The sequence below is a fragment of the Paenibacillus tyrphae genome, assembly GCF_024158745.1.
Taxonomy (GTDB): Bacteria; Bacillota; Bacilli; order Paenibacillales; family NBRC-103111; genus Paenibacillus_G; species Paenibacillus_G tyrfis_A.
On the sequence record NZ_JAMZAW010000007.1, the window covers coordinates 41,209 to 59,283 of the forward strand.

At 56.1% G+C, this 18,075-nt stretch carries 14 protein-coding genes; 1 reads left to right on the forward strand and 13 read right to left on the reverse strand.

The genetic code is table 11. The features are described from left to right. Positions 1-51: 51 nt before the first annotated feature. The 11 genes from NI000_RS11975 to NI000_RS12025 form a co-directional block, all read right to left on the reverse strand. On the reverse strand, positions 52-1,239 hold the full coding sequence (locus NI000_RS11975) for an MFS transporter (RefSeq protein ID WP_375540963.1): 1,188 nt from the start codon (positions 1,237-1,239) through the stop codon (positions 52-54). Between the two features lie 115 nt (positions 1,240-1,354). Next, on the reverse strand, positions 1,355-1,771 hold the full coding sequence (locus NI000_RS11980) for a MerR family transcriptional regulator (protein ID WP_253410779.1): 417 nt from the start codon (positions 1,769-1,771) through the stop codon (positions 1,355-1,357). A gap of 122 nt (positions 1,772-1,893) precedes the next feature. After that, complete coding sequence (locus NI000_RS11985; protein ID WP_253410781.1) at positions 1,894-2,955, reverse strand: Gfo/Idh/MocA family protein; 1,062 nt, start codon at positions 2,953-2,955, stop codon at positions 1,894-1,896. 48 nt (positions 2,956-3,003) lie between these two features. After that, positions 3,004-4,578 (reverse strand): FAD-dependent oxidoreductase, encoded by a 1,575-nt coding sequence (locus tag NI000_RS11990; RefSeq protein WP_253410783.1) that lies wholly within the window; start codon positions 4,576-4,578, stop codon positions 3,004-3,006. Further along, the gene (locus tag NI000_RS11995; RefSeq protein WP_253410785.1) at positions 4,575-5,417 is read right to left on the reverse strand and encodes a sugar phosphate isomerase/epimerase family protein; all 843 of its coding nucleotides are present in this window, start codon (positions 5,415-5,417) and stop codon (positions 4,575-4,577) included. The genes NI000_RS11990 and NI000_RS11995 overlap by 4 nt, the downstream gene beginning before the upstream one ends. Before the next feature lie 240 nt (positions 5,418-5,657). Next, positions 5,658-6,521 carry a protein phosphatase 2C domain-containing protein gene (locus NI000_RS12000; protein WP_253410787.1) on the reverse strand — a complete coding sequence of 288 codons (864 nt, stop codon included), beginning with the start codon at positions 6,519-6,521 and terminating at the stop codon, positions 5,658-5,660. 40 nt (positions 6,522-6,561) lie between these two features. Further along, the gene (locus NI000_RS12005) at positions 6,562-7,785 is read right to left on the reverse strand and encodes an extracellular solute-binding protein (RefSeq protein ID WP_253410789.1); all 1,224 of its coding nucleotides are present in this window, start codon (positions 7,783-7,785) and stop codon (positions 6,562-6,564) included. 87 nt (positions 7,786-7,872) lie between these two features. Next, positions 7,873-9,567: an ABC transporter permease gene (locus NI000_RS12010; RefSeq protein WP_253410791.1), complete on the reverse strand. Its 1,695-nt coding sequence runs from the start codon at positions 9,565-9,567 to the stop codon at positions 7,873-7,875. Further along, entirely contained in the window at positions 9,554-10,654 is a 1,101-nt protein-coding gene (locus NI000_RS12015) for an ABC transporter ATP-binding protein (RefSeq protein ID WP_253410793.1), read from the reverse strand. The genes NI000_RS12010 and NI000_RS12015 overlap by 14 nt, the downstream gene beginning before the upstream one ends. A gap of 84 nt (positions 10,655-10,738) precedes the next feature. Then, on the reverse strand, positions 10,739-11,797 hold the full coding sequence (locus NI000_RS12020) for an ABC transporter substrate-binding protein (RefSeq protein WP_253410795.1): 1,059 nt from the start codon (positions 11,795-11,797) through the stop codon (positions 10,739-10,741). 441 nt (positions 11,798-12,238) lie between these two features. Beyond that, on the reverse strand, positions 12,239-13,432 hold the full coding sequence (locus NI000_RS12025; RefSeq protein WP_253410798.1) for an MFS transporter: 1,194 nt from the start codon (positions 13,430-13,432) through the stop codon (positions 12,239-12,241). 184 nt (positions 13,433-13,616) lie between these two features. On the opposite strand from NI000_RS12025, the gene NI000_RS12030 reads away from it, so the two are divergent. After that, positions 13,617-14,459: a LysR family transcriptional regulator gene (locus NI000_RS12030; protein WP_253410800.1), complete on the forward strand. Its 843-nt coding sequence runs from the start codon at positions 13,617-13,619 to the stop codon at positions 14,457-14,459. A 53-nt stretch (positions 14,460-14,512) separates the two neighbouring features. On the opposite strand, the gene NI000_RS12035 is transcribed toward NI000_RS12030, so the two are convergent. After that, on the reverse strand, positions 14,513-16,102 hold the full coding sequence (locus NI000_RS12035) for a response regulator transcription factor (RefSeq protein ID WP_253410802.1): 1,590 nt from the start codon (positions 16,100-16,102) through the stop codon (positions 14,513-14,515). Continuing rightward, entirely contained in the window at positions 16,095-17,912 is a 1,818-nt protein-coding gene (locus NI000_RS12040; protein ID WP_253410804.1) for a cache domain-containing sensor histidine kinase, read from the reverse strand. Before NI000_RS12040 ends, NI000_RS12035 begins: the two co-directional genes overlap by 8 nt. Between the last annotated feature and the right edge of the window lie 163 nt (positions 17,913-18,075).

The following is an 18,075-nucleotide window of genomic DNA, read 5'->3' on the forward strand; positions in this document are numbered from 1 at the left end:
CAGTCCGCCTGACCCTTTATGGTTACAGGCGGGCTGCTCACGGTAGTGAGACTAAATTTTCGCCGGCCGCTGGCGGGAGTCATTCTTATTTTCGTTTGGAAGCTTGATTTTTAACCAGATACAGACAGACGCGAGCACCAGAAACAATACGCCGCTCCAAGTAATCTGGCGTGTCCCCATTTGGGTCAGAAACCATCCGCCCAAAGCGGTGCCAAGCGTGACGCCCAAATTTGCAAAAGAAACAAATAAACTGTTGGCAAACTCCGGTGCTTCCGTGGCCTCCGAGGTTAGCCAAGTTTGGCTTACAATCAGACCGCCGGTAAAAACGGCCCCCCATACGATGATGATTGCAATCATGGGAATGGAGTAGCTTCCGGCACAAAATATCAGCAAATAAATGGCGCCAAGCACAAGAGGATAAAAAGCAATGGTTTTTACCCTATTTTTGCTTAAATATTTCGCCGCTTGCAGATTTCCAAAAATACCGCTGGCCCCAAAAAGAACCAACATGACGCTTACGATTTTACCGTTCATCCCTGTTACGACCTTGAGATATTCCGCAAAATAGGAGTAGACAGAGTATAAGGCCGCCAGGATGAAGCAAGCCGCCGCAACGTTAAGCCATAATTGCGGTTTTGTCAAAATAGTCAGTTGCTCGCCGTAGGATAATTTGCTTTTTACAGGTAATGACGGAATAAAAGCGGCAATTCCAACCAGTGCGATGGCATTGATGACCGAAGAAAAAAGAAAGGCGGCTTTAAGCGAAAACTGATCCCCAATAAACGATGTGATCGGAACGCCAATGACCATCCCAACCGTTAACCCAATAAAAACTTTGGCGACTGCCGTGGCACTTTGTTCTTTTGAAACGGAGCTTGCTGCCGCTGCAAATGCTACAGCAAAATAAACCGGATGAAGAAAAGCAGGCAGAAGTCGAAGCAGCAGTAAGGCGGTAAAGGTTGGAGCAAAGGCGGAAAATAGATTCGAAATGGCGAAAACAGCGAGCACTCCGGCCAAAATCTTTTTTCGGTTTATACCGGAAAATAAAAGCGTCATGAACGGACCGGAAACGGCAATGATCAATGCAAACATGCTGACAAGCGTGCCTGCTTGAGAGGCGCTTATTTGAAAGTGCTCCGCAATTTGAGGCAAAATGCCCACGATGCCAAGCTCCGTATTTATTATGCCGAATACTCCGAGGGCGATAGAAAATGTGAGGAATGACTTATTCATTTGCAAGGGTGCTCATCCTTTCGATTGCGCAATATTAAAGTATTAATATAGTTTTAGTTGGTTTTAATCCAGTCCCGCCTTATAATTCGCTATGAAAAGCGGCAAAGGACTTGTTTCATAATTACTCTTGTGGCTTTTCAGGCTTTTGCTTTGAGTCGTTTGAGGCGTAATAATTATTCTCCAGTTCCTTGTAAGTGATTATTTTGTCGGCAAGCAAATGGAGATTATTCTGGAGTTCAATCATATGTTTTTGCACTGCCCGGTAATGCTCTTCGAGAAGCATCCTCCTTGTCGTTAGAGTCGAATCCCCTTGCCTCCGCAGTTCAGCGATTTCCAGCATTCCGGTGATCGGCATTCCGGTAGCTTTAAGCCGGGTTAAAAACTCAATCCAAGTGATATCCAAGGACGAATAGCAACGGTATCCATTTTCATTGCGATGAATGGAGCATAGGAGGCCTATTTTTTCATAATACCGAAGAGTGTGGACACTAAGACCTGTAGCCGCAGCGACTTGGCGAATGGTTAATAATTTTTCCATGATCAAAGTATATACCTTTGAGTAAACTCGAATGCAAGCAGTAATTTTGCTCTATAAAAAACAAAACCCGCCATAACCGGGTTAGGCTAGGCGGGTGTAGCGTATGCTCTTCGCAGCGATAGTTAAAATCGAATTTCGGCGCCTTGAGCGGCGGACTCGTAAATGCCGCACAGCATCTTCATCATCTCGACGCCGTCTTCCACCGGGCTGATCGTGTCCTTCACACCCTGGCATACCTCGATAAAATAATCGATCTCGTCCTGAAAGCCGGAGGCGAAATCGAACGACAAGTTGTTGATCTGCGGGACGATATTCAAAATCGTGTCGTGCCGCTCCGTAATAATCGTCAGCTTCGGTTCCAGCTCTACGCCGCCCTTCTCGCCGTACAGCTTGACGGTCAGCTCGTCTTCCTTGGCGTGCAGGGAGAAGCTGACGTCCACAAGCAGGGACGCCCCGTTCTCGAAGCGGATCATGGCGTTCGCCAAATCCTCCACATCGTTGTGCCCGGCGTCGTAATCGGCGGCCTTGTAGAACGCGAGATTTTTGATGTTGGAACGGTTCCCGAGCTTGCGGTACGTATTGCCGGATACGGACTTGACCTTCGGCCTGCCCATCATATACCAGCACAGATCGATCACGTGAACGCCCACGTCGATCAGCGGTCCCCCGCCGGAACGCTCGATATCCGAGAACCAGCCGCCCGGGTTGCCCAGCCTGCGGATGCAGGACGCTTTGGCATAGTAAATGTCGCCGAGCTCCCCGTTGTCCGCAAACTGCTTGACGATGCGCGTGTTCGCGGCGTATCTGCGCACAAAGCCGACCTGCAGCGTCTTTCCGCTGCGGCGCACGGCCTGCTCCACGGCTAACGCTTCCTCCACCGTCTTGCAAAGCGGCTTCTCGCAGAGCACATGCTTCCCCGCATCGAGGGCTGCGATGCTGATCGGCGCATGGCCGTTATTCCACGTGCAGATGCTGACAGCGTCGATATCAGGGCGGGACAGCAGCTCCAAGTAATCCGTGTACACGTGCGGAATGCCGTACTTTTCCGCCTTTGCTTGCGCTCTCGTTTCGTTAAGGTCGCAGATGGCTATGAGTTCGGCACGGGGATTGTTCCGGTACGATTGCAGATGCAATTCCGAGATCGAACCCGCTCCGATGATGGCAATGCGGATTTTGTCGCTCATGAAAGCTACACCTCGTTTTGAGATCAGAATAAGGGTTGCCTGGCCAGACTAAATGGCGTGCACGGAAGGCCAAGCGAGTTCCACGCCTTCCCGGGCCAGCAGCGACTGGAACGCCGAGAGCTGCTGCGCATTTCCGCGGACGGCCCGCGGGCTGAGCCGCTTGTCGATGCAATAGGCGGCGAGAGCGCCCGCCGCTTCGCCGATGTTCCACTCAACCGGATGAAGCCGGTAGCAGCCGTTCGTAATGTGGGTGACGCCCAAATTTTTGCAGGCGGGCAGCAGGTTCTCCACGCGGATCGGAATCAGGCTGCCGAGCGGAATTTGAAACGGCAGCGACGAAATGTCGATATAGTTCCGTCCGCCCGTACTCGGATGCAGATCGATCCGGTAGGCCCCGATGCCGACCGAATCGTGGAACGCTGCCGCTTGACCGCCAGGGCGGCAATCGGCACCAACATGCTGCTCCAGCACGGTAAATTCGGCCCGGATGCGCCGCGATTCGCGAATGTACGGATACATCGCCAGTCCGTCCTCCGTGCCGACGATGTCGGGACGCAGGCGCAGGCCCGGGTAGCCTTGGCCGCCGTCCGGCCGGGGCGCTTCCGTCTGCAGCCAGTACAGCAGCGACAGGCTGAGCTGCTTGGCGCCCTCCAAATGGCGCCGGCGCTCCTCCTCGCTCACCTCGATGACGGGGCCCAGCCAATAGTCGTTTTGCGGCCAATTGACGAGCGTCGCATTGCTGCGGTACGTACCTTCGACAAAATGCGTTTTATCAACAATCTGCCGGTAATGAAACAGCGAATAGCGCTCCGTTCCCGGGAACAGCTCGTAAGTGACCGGCTCCAGCGTAGACGGGCGCACGCCGGTCCAGCTCAGCTGCTTATCCGGCCAGAAGTCGGCCCGATAGTTCCGCCAGAACGAGTATTGGGCGGGCTTCGCAATCGTATGATCTTCACCGGGCAAGTAATCCATCGCGAAGCAGTAGGTGAAGCCCTGCATATCGAGCGGGTCGGCCGCTCCGTCCAAGGCGTGCGGTTCGCCGGTCTGGCTGCTGGATTCCGCTCCGGTCACGTACTCGACTCCCGCCAGCGGCAGCACATCCCCGCACTCGGTCGCGTCGATCACATAAGACGCGGTCAGCACGGTGCGGTCCCCGGTCCGCAGGCAGCGCACCGTCACCGACACGACGCGATCCCCGTCGGTTTCGGCGCTTTCCGGCATATGTCTCGTCAAGATCGTTAGCTGTCCGCTGTGAACGTACGGAGCCAGCATCTGCTGCAGAACGGCGAGCGCCGTCCGCGGCTCGTGGCACAACCGGCTGACACCGCCGCTGCCGGGGTTCAGCAGCAGATTCGCCCGCGCTGCGGCCGTCAGCGGAAAATGCCGCCGGTAATAATCGCGCACACCCTCCCGGAACTGCCGGTAACTGCGCGTACAGCCGAACTGCTCGATCCACAGGTGCTCATCCGGAGGCACTGCCTGGCTCGTCAGCTGCCCTCCGATCCATTCCGTTTCCTCGGTTAGGACCACCCGCTTCCCGAGTCTGGCCGCCGAGAGCGCCGCCGCACATCCGCCGATTCCGCCTCCGATGACGACGATCTCCGCCTCCCGCTCCCGGATCATGGCTTGCCCTCCCCATGCGTTCGGTTGTACTCGTCTGCGAAGGCGAAGCTTCCGCGAATGCCTTCGGCTTCGTCGCCCGTCCCTTCGTACTCCAGCACGTACGCCCCGGCATAACCGGACGCTTCGAGCCGTTCGATCAGCGAAGCCAGACGCGTATCGCCCTCGCCCGCCACGGCGCCTTCGAACGTCTGGCCGCCCAGCGATGTGTACCGTCCTTCGGGATGCTGCTTGAAATCCTTGACATGGACATGCGCAATATACGGCAGCAGCGGCTCGATCGCTTGCGAAGGATGCTCTTCGACCAGCAGGAAATTGCCCGTATCAAACGTCGAGCGTAATGCTTTTGACCCGACTTGCTCGATGATGTCCTTCACCTGCCCGCCGCGCCCGGCCAGCTGGCCGTGGTTTTCCAGAGCCAGCGTGATCCCGGCCTCTTCCGCCTGCTTCGCCGCTTCGGACAGGCCGCTTACGATCCAGCCGCGCGCCTGGTCGTAGTCGATTCCGGGATGCAGACTGCCGGAGAAGACGCGAACGACGGACGTGCCGAGCGCCTTCGCCACCGGGAACGCGTCCGTAATTTCCCGCAATGCCGCCGACCGCCCTTCCTCCGAGGCGCTGACGAAATCGTTGCCGACCGCATAGCTGGCGACCCGGATACCGTTCTCCCGGGTATAGCGAACGACCTCGTCAAGCCCCTGAGCCTGATTTTTCCAGAATACGTTCAGCAGCTCGACCGAATCGATGCCCTCCTTACGGCAAAACGACAAAAAATCGATGACTGTCCACCCGCCTGCCCTTACCGTACGATGCAAGCTCCACATGCTCAACGAAAGCTTCATAAGGCTCCTCCCCCAAATACGAATTGCGATTTGAGAATGTTCTTCCCCCTCATTGTATTCAATGGCCCTCGGATTCAATAGAGAGAACGATGACTTCTTCTGGTAAATCGATGCTGCGTTCCGTCCGCTTGCCCGACGGGCAAGCGGACAAGGAGGTGCGGCATATGGACGGAGATTTACGAAAAAGGCAGGGCATTAAAAAGACGGGCAGTCCCGGAGGACGGCCCGTCTTCGTATGTGCTATTCGGCGTCAAAGCGAATCAAAACCGCCGTTTTGTCGTCGGATACTTTGAACCGCGGATATTTGCGGCATTCCTTGTCCTCCGCCTCCAAATTCATCAGCCACTTCGCATACCCTTCCAGCGACATTTCCTTGATGAGGGTGACGAGTTCGCCGATGCCGTCGGCTGGCGGCTGAGCGCTCGTCTTCGGTGGGAACAGCCCGTCGCTCACGATCAGTATCGATTGCAGCTGGATGCGGTTGATCCGCCCGTATTCGATGAAGTCGTTCGCTTCGGGCTGCCCGCTGAGTACGGAGTAGCCGCTTAACGTATTCATCCGCGATTTGTTGCCGCGAATGTGCGGCTTCACCAGCTCCCACAGCTCTTCCCGGGTCTGGACGCCGGTGCGGAGGCCTTCCTCCCAAATCTTCTTGGACTCGTAATCGATGTGCGCGACCTGGTCGCGGGATACGGTGCGGATTGTACCGTCGGCATAGGAGGCGGCGATCATGCAATCCCCTACCTGCGCATAATCGATATAACGGTCGTGAATCCGGACAACCGCCAGCGCGCTGGTCCACAGCGCCGCCTGATCGGTCAGATCGATGCCCGCTTCCTTCATTTTCCCCCTCAGACGAACATTCGCTTGAACGACCGCTTCCTTCAGATCGATGCCCGCCAAGTCTTCCGTCTCCAGCGATTCCAGGTACTGCTGAATCGTCCGGGAAGCCAAATATCCCCCGGTTTCCCCGTTAGGGCCGCGGAAGGGATGCAGAGAGGTCGCTCCGTCAAGCACCCCGTACATCGATACGCCCGGGTTAACGACCAGCGCGTCCTCGTTCCATTCGGCGGTTCCCTTCAGGGTTAACGTTTGTATGTTCATAGTCTCCTCCACCCGATCCTCTGCTTATAGTGGTAAGGCTTTAGTACAGCATTCCGACGTCCTCCACCGGCTCTTGCGGATTCAGCTCGATCTGCTCCAGCATGCGTTCCGTCCGTTTCCACCGCTCGTAATCCTCATACCGGGGCGCACGGTCGGCCAAGGAGGGGAGCCAGCTCAAGATCCGCCGCAGCCGTTCGCTTAAAGCCGGCTCCTCCTCCAGCTTCCCGATCACATCCGCGCGTGCCGGAATCAGTCCAACCGTATTCCACAAGGCCGACTGCGCCTCCGGAGCCATCAGCTCCTGCACGAAGCTTTGCGCCGCCTTCAGCCGCTCCGGGTCGCTCTTCAATGCCACAAGCCCGTGCACGCCGGGCAAAAGCGCCTCCTGCTTCCAGGCGGGCAGCTTCGCCAGATCGAACGAGAACTTCCCGCCGATGTAGCGTTCGATCGTGGGCAGCTTATCGGATGAGCCGACGTACATCCCGGCCTTGCCGTTAATAAAATCGCTGGCCGCCTTATCGTGCTGCAAAGGCTTCATCAGCTTGGATTCGTGCGTCAAATTCCGCCACAGCTCCAACGCGCTTCGCATCCGTTCCACGGCCGCACCGCCGGACTCCTTCGGGGCGTAGCTCAGGCTTGCCAAAAACCAGGGCAGCTCTTTATCCACCGTAATCGTCCCGTAGCCCTTCGACACCTCTTCCCCCGGAGGCTCCTTGGCGAGCGACAGCGTCTGCCGGACCTCCTCCCAGGTGCCTAACGCCGGGGCACGCCCGGCCAGCCGCTTGAACGGCTCCTCCCGGTAGTAAAGCACAGGCACGCTGCCTCCGAAAGGGACGGCCCAATCCTCGTCCCGATACCGGAACGCGGCGGAAAAGGCCGGAAGAAATGGCGGCTTCCCGGCGGTCAAGACATTCCCTGCGGGCAGCGCCGCACCGGTGGCCGCAAGCTGGGCGATCCCGTAGAAGCTGTGGACTTCCGCAAGCTGCGGAGCTGCGCCGGCCGAGATCGACGCGAGCAGCTCGGTGTACAGCTGTTCGTAAGAACGAAACGAACGGATTTGGACATCGATATGAGGGTAGCTTTGCCCGAAGGCGCGAACGACGTCCTCCCAGCCTTTGCTGTATACCCAGATCGACAGCGAAGCGGGAGGGGCCGGCGGCTTCGGCTCGTCCTCCGACAGCTTTCCGTGAGTTAACCCGTAAACCAAAGCGCCTGCGGCGATGCATCCGAGGACAAGCCGAACCGGCCAATTGCGCAGCTTCATGATGGTGATTCCTCCAGTTCCTGATACGAGCGGCTTCTTACTTCCATTGTATCACGAACATGCCTTCGGAAATCATGCACCTGGCCATTACAGCTGGAGCCCTTTTTTGCTCAGCTTGCTGGCGATCAGCAGCGAGATTAACGTACTGATGGACAGGATCGAAGCGAGCGCCGCGCCGGTACCGTAATTCGCCGTGAACACCTCGCTGTAGATCGTGACCGAAATGGTCGCGGTCGCCCCAGTGTACAACACGACCGTCGAGCTCAGCTCGTTGATCGTCGTAATCCAGCTCAGAATTGCTCCGGACATGACGCCCGGCGCCATCATCCGTCCCGTCGTCTTGAAAAACGTCTTCATCGGCGGCACGCCGAGGCTGATGGACGCTTCTTCCACGCTCTTATCGAGCTGCGTCAGGATGGCGGTGCTGGAACGGATCGTATACGGCAGCTTGCGGACTACATAAGCGATCACCAGAATGACCCACGTCCCCGTCAAAATGACCGGCGGCTTGTTGAACGCGATAATCAAGCTGATCCCAAGCACCGTGCCCGGCATGACGTAAGGAATCATCAGGATGCCGTCGAGCATCGCAGTAATCTTCGATTTGCGGCGGACGAGCACGTAAGCGACCAGCATGCCCATTACGATCATAATGACGATGGAAATGAGCGAGAAGCTGTACGTGTGGGCAATCGCCTTCGGCACTCGGTACAAAATTTCTTTATAGCTGTTCAAGCTGAACCCAGGGTGAAACACGGGCCCCTTTGTTTTAATGAAAGACGTCACGATAACCGTTGCCTGCGGAATAATCGAAATGCAGGCCACAAGCAGCGCCCCGAAGGTGAGCAGCCACTTCGGCAGCGTCTTCAGCGGCTGCACCTTCGGCGTGCGCATGCCGGTCATCGAATAATTTTTGCGCGAGACGAAATACCGCTGCACGAACAAGATCGCCGTCGAGCAGAAGATCAGGATCACGCTGAGTGTGCTCGCCATCGCCGGATTGCCGCCCATTTCGCTGATGAACTGCTCGTACGCCAGAATCGGCAGCACCTTGAACCCTTGGCCCAGCAGCATCGGCGTGCCGAAGTCCGCGAACGAAGCCATGAACACCATCAGCGCCCCGGCCGACAGCGTCGGGAAAATGAGCGGAAGCGTCACGGTCATCAGCCGGTGGAACGCGCCACGTCCCAAGCTTTCGGCGGCCTCTTCCAGCGAAGTGTCGATCGTTTTGAGTGCACCGGACACGTACAAGTAAATGTGAGGGTAAAATTGCAGCGTAAACACGAACACGATGCCCTTCCATCCGTACACCGACTGAAACGGAATCCCGATATCCTGGAGGAACCGGGTAATGAAACCGTTGTTGCCGAGCATCAAGATCCATGAATAGGCGCCGATGAACGGCGGGGACAGCAGCGACATGATGACGAGAATTTGGATCAGACCCTTAAATTTGACGTTATACCTGGCCGTCACGTACGCAAGCGGGACCCCGACGAGAATCGCGAACACCGTCGCGAGCGCCGACACCTTCAAGCTGTTCCATAGAGAGCCGTAGTAATATTTTAGTTTCAAGAAATTACCATAATTTTCTAAAGAAAAGTCCCCTTTGTCGTTGAAAAAGCTGTTGTAAAACAACGACACGAGCGGGTATAAAATGAACGCAAGCAGGAAAACGTATACAATTACCGTTACCCAAGTCCAGAAATCCCACTGCTTGGGCTGAAGCAGACGTTTGAACGGATTGGGCCGCAGCGCCCGGGCGGCATTAGTAGGCTGCACGGTACAGAACCTCCTTGCCCGATTCGTCGAATAAGGTCGCCTTGTCGAGCTGCAAATCGACGTACACGGTTTGATGCGCTTTTCTCATCCGGTGCGGCTCGATCGCATGCTCCTGAATTTCGATGACGGAATCGTCGGAAAGCCGGACCGCATAGCTGACCTTCTCGCCCAGAAACGTCACGCTGTCGATCGTCCCCCGGACCAGCCGCTCTCCCGGCTCTTCGCCGCGCAGCCGGATCCGTTCGGGACGGAGTGAGAACAATACTTTTCCCTCGTACGGTCTCGACAGCTTCTGGCTCCACTGCGTCTCCAGCAGCCGGAGGCTCGCTTCCTGCGCCGCCTCGTTATAGCCGGAGCAGTGGCCTTCGATAAAATTCGAAGTGCCGATAAAATTGGACACGAACTTGTTCGCGGGATACGAGTAGATGTCTTCGGGAGAAGCGATCTGCTGGATGACGCCCTCGCTCATGACGGCAATCCGGTCGGAGACGGCCAGCGCCTCTTCCTGATCGTGGGTCACGTAGATGGTCGTGATGTTCAGCTCCTTTTGCAGCATCCGGATGTCGGACCGCATCTTGACCCGAAGCTTGGCGTCCAGGTTGGATAGCGGTTCATCCATCAGCAGCAGTCCCGGACGAATGACAATTGCGCGAGCGAGCGCGATCCGCTGCTGCTGTCCGCCGCTCATGTCTGAAGGGACGCGGTCGCGCAGGTGCACCAGCTGTACCATTTCAAGCGCTTCCATCGCACGCTGCTCCATTTCCTTTTTCGGGACGCTGCGCGCCTTGAGCCCGTAGCATACGTTCTCGAACACGGTCATGTGCGGGAAAATCGCGTAGTTTTGGAACACCATCCCGATGTTGCGCTGATGGGTCGGCACGTCGTTGATCAGCTTGTCTCCGAAGTAAATGCCGCCCTCCTCTTGGCGGTAAAAGCCGGCAATCGTGCGCAGCAGCGTCGTTTTGCCGCAGCCGCTCGGGCCGAGCAGGGTAAAAAACTCGCCTTCGTTTATCGTAAAATGAGCGTCGTTGACCGCTTTATGCGTACCGAAATATTTGGTGACATGGTCAAATACGATCTTTTGCATGGATCGGGCCTCCGTTTCTTTGGAAAAAAAGGGCGCCTCGTCGGACAATCGTCAAAGGCACCCGTGGAACCTAGGCGGACTGCGTTATTCCGCGCCGGTTATAATTTTGGAGAAGTGTTTGATATTGTCGTCCTTCTTGCTCGCGGCGAAGTCGAAGTCGTAGTTGACCAGCTTGATGTCCTTCGTCTGGATGATGCCTTGGATGGCCTCGGCGTCCTTGCGGACGGAGCGGCGCTTGAATTCTTTTTGAATCAGGGACTGCACGTCTTTGCCGACGAGGAAATCGATAAACTGCTTGGCCTGCTCCATGTTCGGCGCGCCCTTGATGATCGCCGCGCCGTCCGGTACGGCGGACGTGCCTTCGGACGGATACACGATGCCTACCTTGGCTCCGCCTTCCACGTAGCGAAGCGCCGCTTCCTCCAAGGTGATGCCGATCGCGAACTCTTTGTCCGCAACGCCTTTATACACGAGGCCCGAGCCCGACAGCACTTTGCCGTCCAGGTTTTTCACGAACTTCTTGACGAAGTCCCAGCCCTTGTCATCCTTGCCGAAAGCGGTCAGCATCGTCACGAGCTGCGTATACGACGAACCGGATTTGGCCGGGTCGGCGTAAGCGATTTTGCCTTTCCACTTCGGATCGAGCAGATCGTTCCAGCTCTTCGGCTCTTCGCCTGCTTTTACAAGCTCTTTGTTGTACATGATGACCATCGGCAGTGCGGCAAAAGGCGTCCATACGCCGTTTTTGTCAACGTACTCCGGCAGCAGATTGTCGTTTTCTTTCGTTTTGTACGGCTCGAAAAATTTCTTGTACGCCTCCAGCGAGTCGGCGCCGCCGGCCCAGAACACGTCGCCCTGCGGGGAAACCGCTTCCGCCTGCACCCGCTTCAGCAGGTCGCCCGTGCCACCGGAGATCAGCTGCACCTCGATGCCCGTGCGGTCCTGGAATTCCTTAATGATCGGGTTATTCACTTCGGCGGCGTTAGGCGAGTACAGCGTCAGCTTGCCCGCTTTTTTCGCTTCGTTTTTCGTGCCCGCATCTCCGGATGCGGTGTTTTGCGGTGCCGCCGACTCCGTGCCGCAGCCGGCCAGCGTCGTAACCAGAAGCAGCGAGGCGAGAATGCCCGTGAACGCTTTTTTCATCTGTAGAACCCCTCCGTTATTATGTTTATTGTGGATTGAATCCGGGACAAAGGGACCTTGCTTTCGTAAAAAAGCGCTTTCGTCAACTTCGCTTGATGTGTCCCGCCGGATTTCTTGTTCTGTTATTAACTATAATCGCTAAAGTAAACGCTCTCAATGCGGTGAAATTTCTTCTTTGTTTAATTTTTTGCACTAATTTGCGGGAAGGTAGAAAAACCGTCCATGGGTATGGACGGTTAAGCTTGTCGAGAAATGGGATTATAGAGGTTACGAAAGGGCGGGGTATCCACTTCCGACCGCTCTTGTCCTCGGGAAATTTGATTAGAAGCCGCTTAGTAGCGGACATTTCCCGAAGACAAAGGCGGCCGCTATCGCTTCTCCAGTGGATACCCCACCTACGTTTGCAGCTCTATTTTTGTAAATGACCACTTTCTCGACACTCTATGCGTCCATAAATATGGACGGTTTATCGGTGGCAGGAGTAGACTTGGCCGCGGCTGCACGTGCAGACGAGATTATTCTTAGTTGTCCGAGAATGGCCAGCAAGATCACACTCCCTGCGGCAAAAGGAAGAAAGGACGGACGAAAACCCGCGAACAGAGCAACGCCTCCGGCAAATGAGCCTACGGCGCTCCCTAAATAGTTGGCCGAGCTGTTTAAGGCCACAACCGCTTCAGCTTGATCGCGCTGTGCAAGCAGCAAGGCATGCTGCTGCGGGGCTAACGAAGCCCATGCGGCCGCTCCCCACAAGAGAAATGGAAGAAAGCCCAGTGCCGTGATGTTAAGTACGAAGGGAATGCCGAACATGGCCAAGGCCAAAATGGACAGGAGCACAGCCATGAGCCGCGCCGGACGGCCCGTTCGGTCGATCAGAAATCCTATGGTAAAGCTTCCCGCAACCCCGCCTATCCCCCAAGCCCATAGATAGGGAGCGGTATTGGCAATCCCATCGAGTTCATATAAGACGGAAGAGAGATACGTATAAAGACCCAGGCTCGCAATACTGGCCAGAAAAGTAATCCCGACAATCGCCAATACCTTTTTATCGGTCAACATGGCCGCGCGTTGGCGCAGGGACGGCGGAGCCGCAGCCAAAAAGTTCGGAAAAAACAATATAATCCCCACCATGGCGCCAAGACCAATGACCGTAATGAGCCAAAGCGTTCCCTGCCATCCTATTTTTCCGGCAGCAAATAACCCGATGGGAACGCCTATAACCGTTCCTGTACTCATTCCTCCCAGGATCATCCCGAGCGCCCGGCCACGTTTTTGCGCAGAAACCAGAGATGCCGCCGCAACCGAAGCCAAAGGGGAAAACAGACCGGCGCCGATCCCTGCCACGGCCCGTGCGATAAGCAGCAGCGAAAAATTAGGAGCGAGAGCGCTGGCTCCATTGCCGACAGAGAATACGGCAAGCGCAAAAATCAAACTCTTTCGAATGGATTTTCCCGCCAACAACGTCGCAAAGACGGGAGCTGCCAGTGCATAGCATAAAGTAAATGCGCTCACGACTTGTCCTGCTTGTGAATCGCTTTTGTTAAAGGCCGCGCCGATATCGGGCAGCAAGCCTGCGACCACGTAAGCGTCAAATCCAAGAGCAAACATGCCTATGGTAAGAAGCAAAACCTTGTTCATCGTTATCCTCCTTTTATAGCACCGATCCGTTATAGTGGATTGGATTGCCGTAGACCGAACCCTATAACGTTATGTTATGATTAAGAAGATCGGATCACTATAAAAGGTACCATACCTTCAATGCATGAAGAATAATCGTTATGCTATAGGGATATAACGCATCGTTATGGAGGAGGAGAGATCAATGAATACGGAGTGGCTGCACAGTTTTGCCGAAGCGGCCAAGCTCAAAAGCTTTTCCAAGGCGTCAAAAGAACTCAATCTTTCGCAACCGGCCTTAAGCAAGCACATTCGGAATCTGGAGCATGATCTGGATGTGACCTTGTTCTATCGAACGTCCGGCGGGATCGAGCTTACCGAAGCGGGCGAACGTTTCTATACGAGAATTGTTCCGGTCATTTCCGATCTGGCTTCAATTCGCCGGGAACTGCGACAATATCGGCAAACGGATCACTTGGCACTAGGAAGCCTTCCCAGTCTGGCTACTTATTACCTGCCCTCGAGAATAAAAGCCTTGCAATGCTCTCATACGTTAATGATTCAAAACACATCCGGGGACCTTTTACAATCGCTGAAGGAAGGAAGACTTGATTCCGTGTTGGTGGATACATGGTATACCGACGATTCGGTGTGGCACTGCGAATTGTTTACGGAATGCTATTATGCGGTATTTTCGGTTGACCATCGTTTTCGGTCGAAAACAGCGGTAACCCTTTCCGACCTGTGCGGGGAGCCGCTTATTGTCCATCAAGCTCCATGCGATACAAGAAGCCATATTTATTCGCAGATGGAAGCGCTTGGGCACAACCCCCATATCGTGAATGAGGTATCCTTCGGAGATTTTATATTCGGTTATGTCATGGCCGGCATGGGATTCGCGATTGTGCCTGAAATCGTGGCCAAGAACGTAGGCCATCTTAACCTTTTTGCTCTGCCGATTGTGGATTTTAACAGATCCATCTCCTTAGCCGCGAAGAGCGGCAAGCTTGGAACGCAGCTATCCAGTTTTTTATTATCGGCAGATTAACGAGGCTGCCGGTCCATGGGCGTCCGGCGGCCTCACGCTGCCAAGCGAAACATTCAAATCGGAACGTTCGGGATCCCGAGCCGCTTGCGGAATTCCGTCGGTGTCTCCCCAGTATATTTGCGGAAAATTTGGCTGAAATAGCGCGAATCCTGATAGCCCACCTGAAGCCCGACCTCGTATATTTTCAGCCGCGGGTTCGTGAGCAGCTCTTTCGCCCGGCGCATCCGCAAGCCGGTCAAATAATCGACGAAGCTCGTGCCGACCTGCTTCTTGAACAAGCGACTGAAGTAGCTCTCGCTCATATTGCAGCGCTCCGCGATGCTCTGAAGCGTGATGTCTTCGGCGTAATGCCGCCCGATGTAGTCCTCGATCTCCTCGAATCCGCTTCTTGACTGCGGCTTCGTTTGTTCCTGATAGCGCACGCTCCAGGAAAGCAGCATCCCGTTCAGCCGCTCCAGTCCGTCCTCCAGCCGGACCGTCCGGTCCAGGGAGGTCAATAGAAGGGCCGAATCCTGCACGATGAGCCGCAGCTCGTCCTCGTGAAGCAGCATGGTGTAGAGCGATACGATCCAGCCGAAAAACGCCTTTCTTGCCTCCAGCTCGTTCGTCGGGTGCTGCTGCACGATCCATGTGAAGCAAGCCTGGCTTTTCGCCCGGATGGACACTTCCGTTCCCCATTTGACCGCCTCGATCAGCTCCTCCAGCAAGCCGGGCAGCGCCGGCACCTCCGTCGCAAGCCGTTCCGTATCCTCGAACCAGGAGATCCGTTCCCCGCCCCAGAAAAACGACGTCACCAAGGCGTGCGTCGCTTGCTGGAAGGCAGCCGGAAACTGATCCAGGCGGTTGTGCCGCCCGCTGACCCCAAGCACCAGCTGCCGCTGCGTCGCTTGTGACGCGCTGAGACGGACCACGTTCAGCAGCCGGTGCAGCTCCGCGCGCTCCGTCTCCCGGTCCAGCAACAGCGCATATTTGGCGTCGTTCATGCGCACGAGCGGATATGACGACAGCCCGGAGCTCCAGGCCGCAACGCTCCGGTACAGCTCGCCCGGGGGCGCGGATTCTCCCGGAGAAGGCTCCGCATAGAGCAAGGCAATGCGGAACGCGTCCAATACCTCTCCCTGTTCGGCCGCATATTCCAAAAAAAGCTCCTGCTCCATCGCTCCCGCATGGTCCAGCATTAAGTCGTACAGCATCTTCTCGACGATCAGCGGCTGGCCGAACGCCAGCTTGTGCTCCATGCGCTCCCGCTCCGTCCGCCTCCGCTGCTCTTCGTCCAGCTTGGCCGCCATGCGTCCCATCAGCTGCGTCAGTTCGTCCGGATTCGTCGGCTTCAGCACGTAGTCCGCGGCTCCCAGCTTGAGCGCCTGCTGGGCGTACGCGAATTCGTCAAAGCCGGTCAAAAATACGACCTTCATCCCTGGATACCGGGACGTAATTTCCTTGGCGAGCTGAATGCCGTCCATCTCCGGCATCCGAATATCCGTCAGCACGATATCCGGCGTCTCCTCCTCCATCAGCCGGAGCGCCATTTCGCCGTCGGACGCTTCGCCCATGATGCGGCAGCCGACGCCTTCCCAGTCGATCGTATGCTTAAGCCCTTCCCGAACGAGCCATTCGTCCTCCACGATGAGCACCTTATACATGCGTATCCTCCCCCGCCGTCCGAATGATCGGAATCTCGATCGTCGTTGTCGTCCCCTGCTGCGGCTGGCTGCTAAGCCTCAGTACATAGCGGTCTCCGAAATAGAGCTGCAGCCGCTTTTTTACATTTTCCAAGCCGATCCCGGTCTTCCGCTCGTCCGCCGACACAAACTGCCCCGACGTGATGCGTTCGAGCTTCTCCTGCGGGATGCCGACGCCGTCGTCACGCACTTCGAAACGGACCCGCTCACCCACCACCTTGCCGGTAATCCAGAGGTGCCCCGGTCCCCGCTTCATCTCAAGCCCGTGCGTGATCGCATTTTCCACAATCGGCTGCAGTATCAGCTTCAGCGTGTAGAGCCGCTCGACCTCCTCGTCCAGCTCGATATGCACCTCCAGCTTGTCCCCGTAGCGCATCTGTTGGATCGTAAGAAAATTGCGGATTTGCTGCATATCCTCGCGTACGGGAATGAGCGCTTGCCCTTTGCGGATGCTGAACCGGAGCAGCTCGCCGAGCGAGACGACCGTTCGGCTAATATGGTCAAGCTTATGAATACGGGCCATCCAGTTGATGGAATCGAGCGCATTGTAAAGAAAATGCGGATTGAACTGCGCCTGAATCGCCCGGATCTCCGCCTCCTGGACCATCAGCTGCTTTTTGTACACTTCGTCGATCAGCTGCTTGATGCGCTGCACCATCGCATTGAAGCTGCGTCCGAGCTGCCCGACCTCATCCCTGTACTTCGTCGGAAAGGCGACGTCCAGATTGCCCGTTTCGACCGTACGCATCAGCGATTTCAGCTTGCGCAGCGGATGGGTGATGTTTACGGACAGCAAGTAGGCAAGCACGCACGAAACGGCCGCGCCGACGGCGATGACCAGCAAGGTCAGATTGCGGATGCTGCTGCTCTCCCGCGTCAGCGCCGCCACCGGCAGCACGTTCACCAGTTTGAAGCCGGTTACCTCGGACGTATCGTACACGACCATGACGGGCGGCGTTCCTTCGCCGGCCTGCTCGAAGAAGCCTTTGCCGCCCGCAAGCACCCGGTCCACAAACGGCTCCTCCAGCTTCGTCCCGACCTTGTGCTTGGACGGCGTGCTGGAGATAATATAGCCGTTGCGGTCCAGCAGCAGCATCTGTCCGCCCGGCTGCAAATGGGCTTTTTTGTATTTGTCCGCGAGCGCATTTTCCATCATGTCCACGACCAGATAGCCTAGCGGCGCGTTCGTATCGATCCGCTTCAGAAGCCGACCGCTGCTGAGCACGATGCCAAAATCGTCCGTCTTCTTCATGCTGTAATGCGTATCCCAGACGACATTGCCGCCCGCAAGCCTCATTTTCCGAAAAAGCCCCCAGGAGGCGTTGTAATCGTCGTAAGCCCCGGGCAGCAGATCGCCGGTAAAATAACGGTCCCCGTTTTCCCCGAGCAAATAAATGGAAATGTCCCAGTTCTTAAATCCGAGAAACGTGTCCAGTACCTCGCCCACCCGCTGCTTGTCCCGATGCTTCTCCGCGAGCGGCCGGTCCGCCGGCTTGGACAGCACGTCCTGAATATCGCGGCTGCTGTAGATGTACATCGTGAGCTGCTCGATATCTTTTACAAAATAGTCCAGACTGTAATTCACCTGCGACAAGCTTTCCAGAATGGTCTGGCATACCTGCTGCTGTACGACCTGCGCCGATTTGTTATATGAAAACGTTCCCAATACAGCGAGCGGAATAATGGCAAGCGGCAATACCGCCAAAAGCAGCTTAGTTTGCAGGCTGGTTCCCAGCAGGTTGTTCTTAAGCTTGCGTATCCAGTTCGCCATGTCCCCCGGGCCCCCCGAACAATCGTTTGCTAGTAATTATGGCATAAGTTGAAACCGGTTACTAGCCCTAAGCCCTATTGGAAAATGGAGGATGGCAGGGGGTGGCGGGAATGCGGATCACGATACAATAGGCTAAATCTGCGGTTGCGAGGCTAAGATAGAG

Excerpts from the sequence above, each read along its gene's own strand:
- NI000_RS11980 (WP_253410779.1), bottom strand. The coding sequence starts at position 1,771 with ATGGAAAAATTATTAACCATTCGCCAAGTCGCTGCGGCTACAGGTCTT.
- NI000_RS11985 (WP_253410781.1), bottom strand. The coding sequence starts at position 2,955 with ATGAGCGACAAAATCCGCATTGCCATCATCGGAGCGGGTTCGATCTCG.
- NI000_RS11990 (WP_253410783.1), bottom strand. The coding sequence starts at position 4,578 with ATGATCCGGGAGCGGGAGGCGGAGATCGTCGTCATCGGAGGCGGAATC.
- NI000_RS11995 (WP_253410785.1), bottom strand. The coding sequence starts at position 5,417 with ATGAAGCTTTCGTTGAGCATGTGGAGCTTGCATCGTACGGTAAGGGCA.
- NI000_RS12000 (WP_253410787.1), bottom strand. The coding sequence starts at position 6,521 with ATGAACATACAAACGTTAACCCTGAAGGGAACCGCCGAATGGAACGAG.
- NI000_RS12005 (WP_253410789.1), bottom strand. The coding sequence starts at position 7,785 with ATGAAGCTGCGCAATTGGCCGGTTCGGCTTGTCCTCGGATGCATCGCC.
- NI000_RS12015 (WP_253410793.1), bottom strand. The coding sequence starts at position 10,654 with ATGCAAAAGATCGTATTTGACCATGTCACCAAATATTTCGGTACGCAT.
- NI000_RS12020 (WP_253410795.1), bottom strand. The coding sequence starts at position 11,797 with ATGAAAAAAGCGTTCACGGGCATTCTCGCCTCGCTGCTTCTGGTTACG.
- NI000_RS12025 (WP_253410798.1), bottom strand. The coding sequence starts at position 13,432 with ATGAACAAGGTTTTGCTTCTTACCATAGGCATGTTTGCTCTTGGATTT.
- NI000_RS12030 (WP_253410800.1), top strand. The coding sequence starts at position 13,617 with ATGAATACGGAGTGGCTGCACAGTTTTGCCGAAGCGGCCAAGCTCAAA.
- NI000_RS12035 (WP_253410802.1), bottom strand. The coding sequence starts at position 16,102 with ATGTATAAGGTGCTCATCGTGGAGGACGAATGGCTCGTTCGGGAAGGG.
- NI000_RS12040 (WP_253410804.1), bottom strand. The coding sequence starts at position 17,912 with ATGGCGAACTGGATACGCAAGCTTAAGAACAACCTGCTGGGAACCAGC.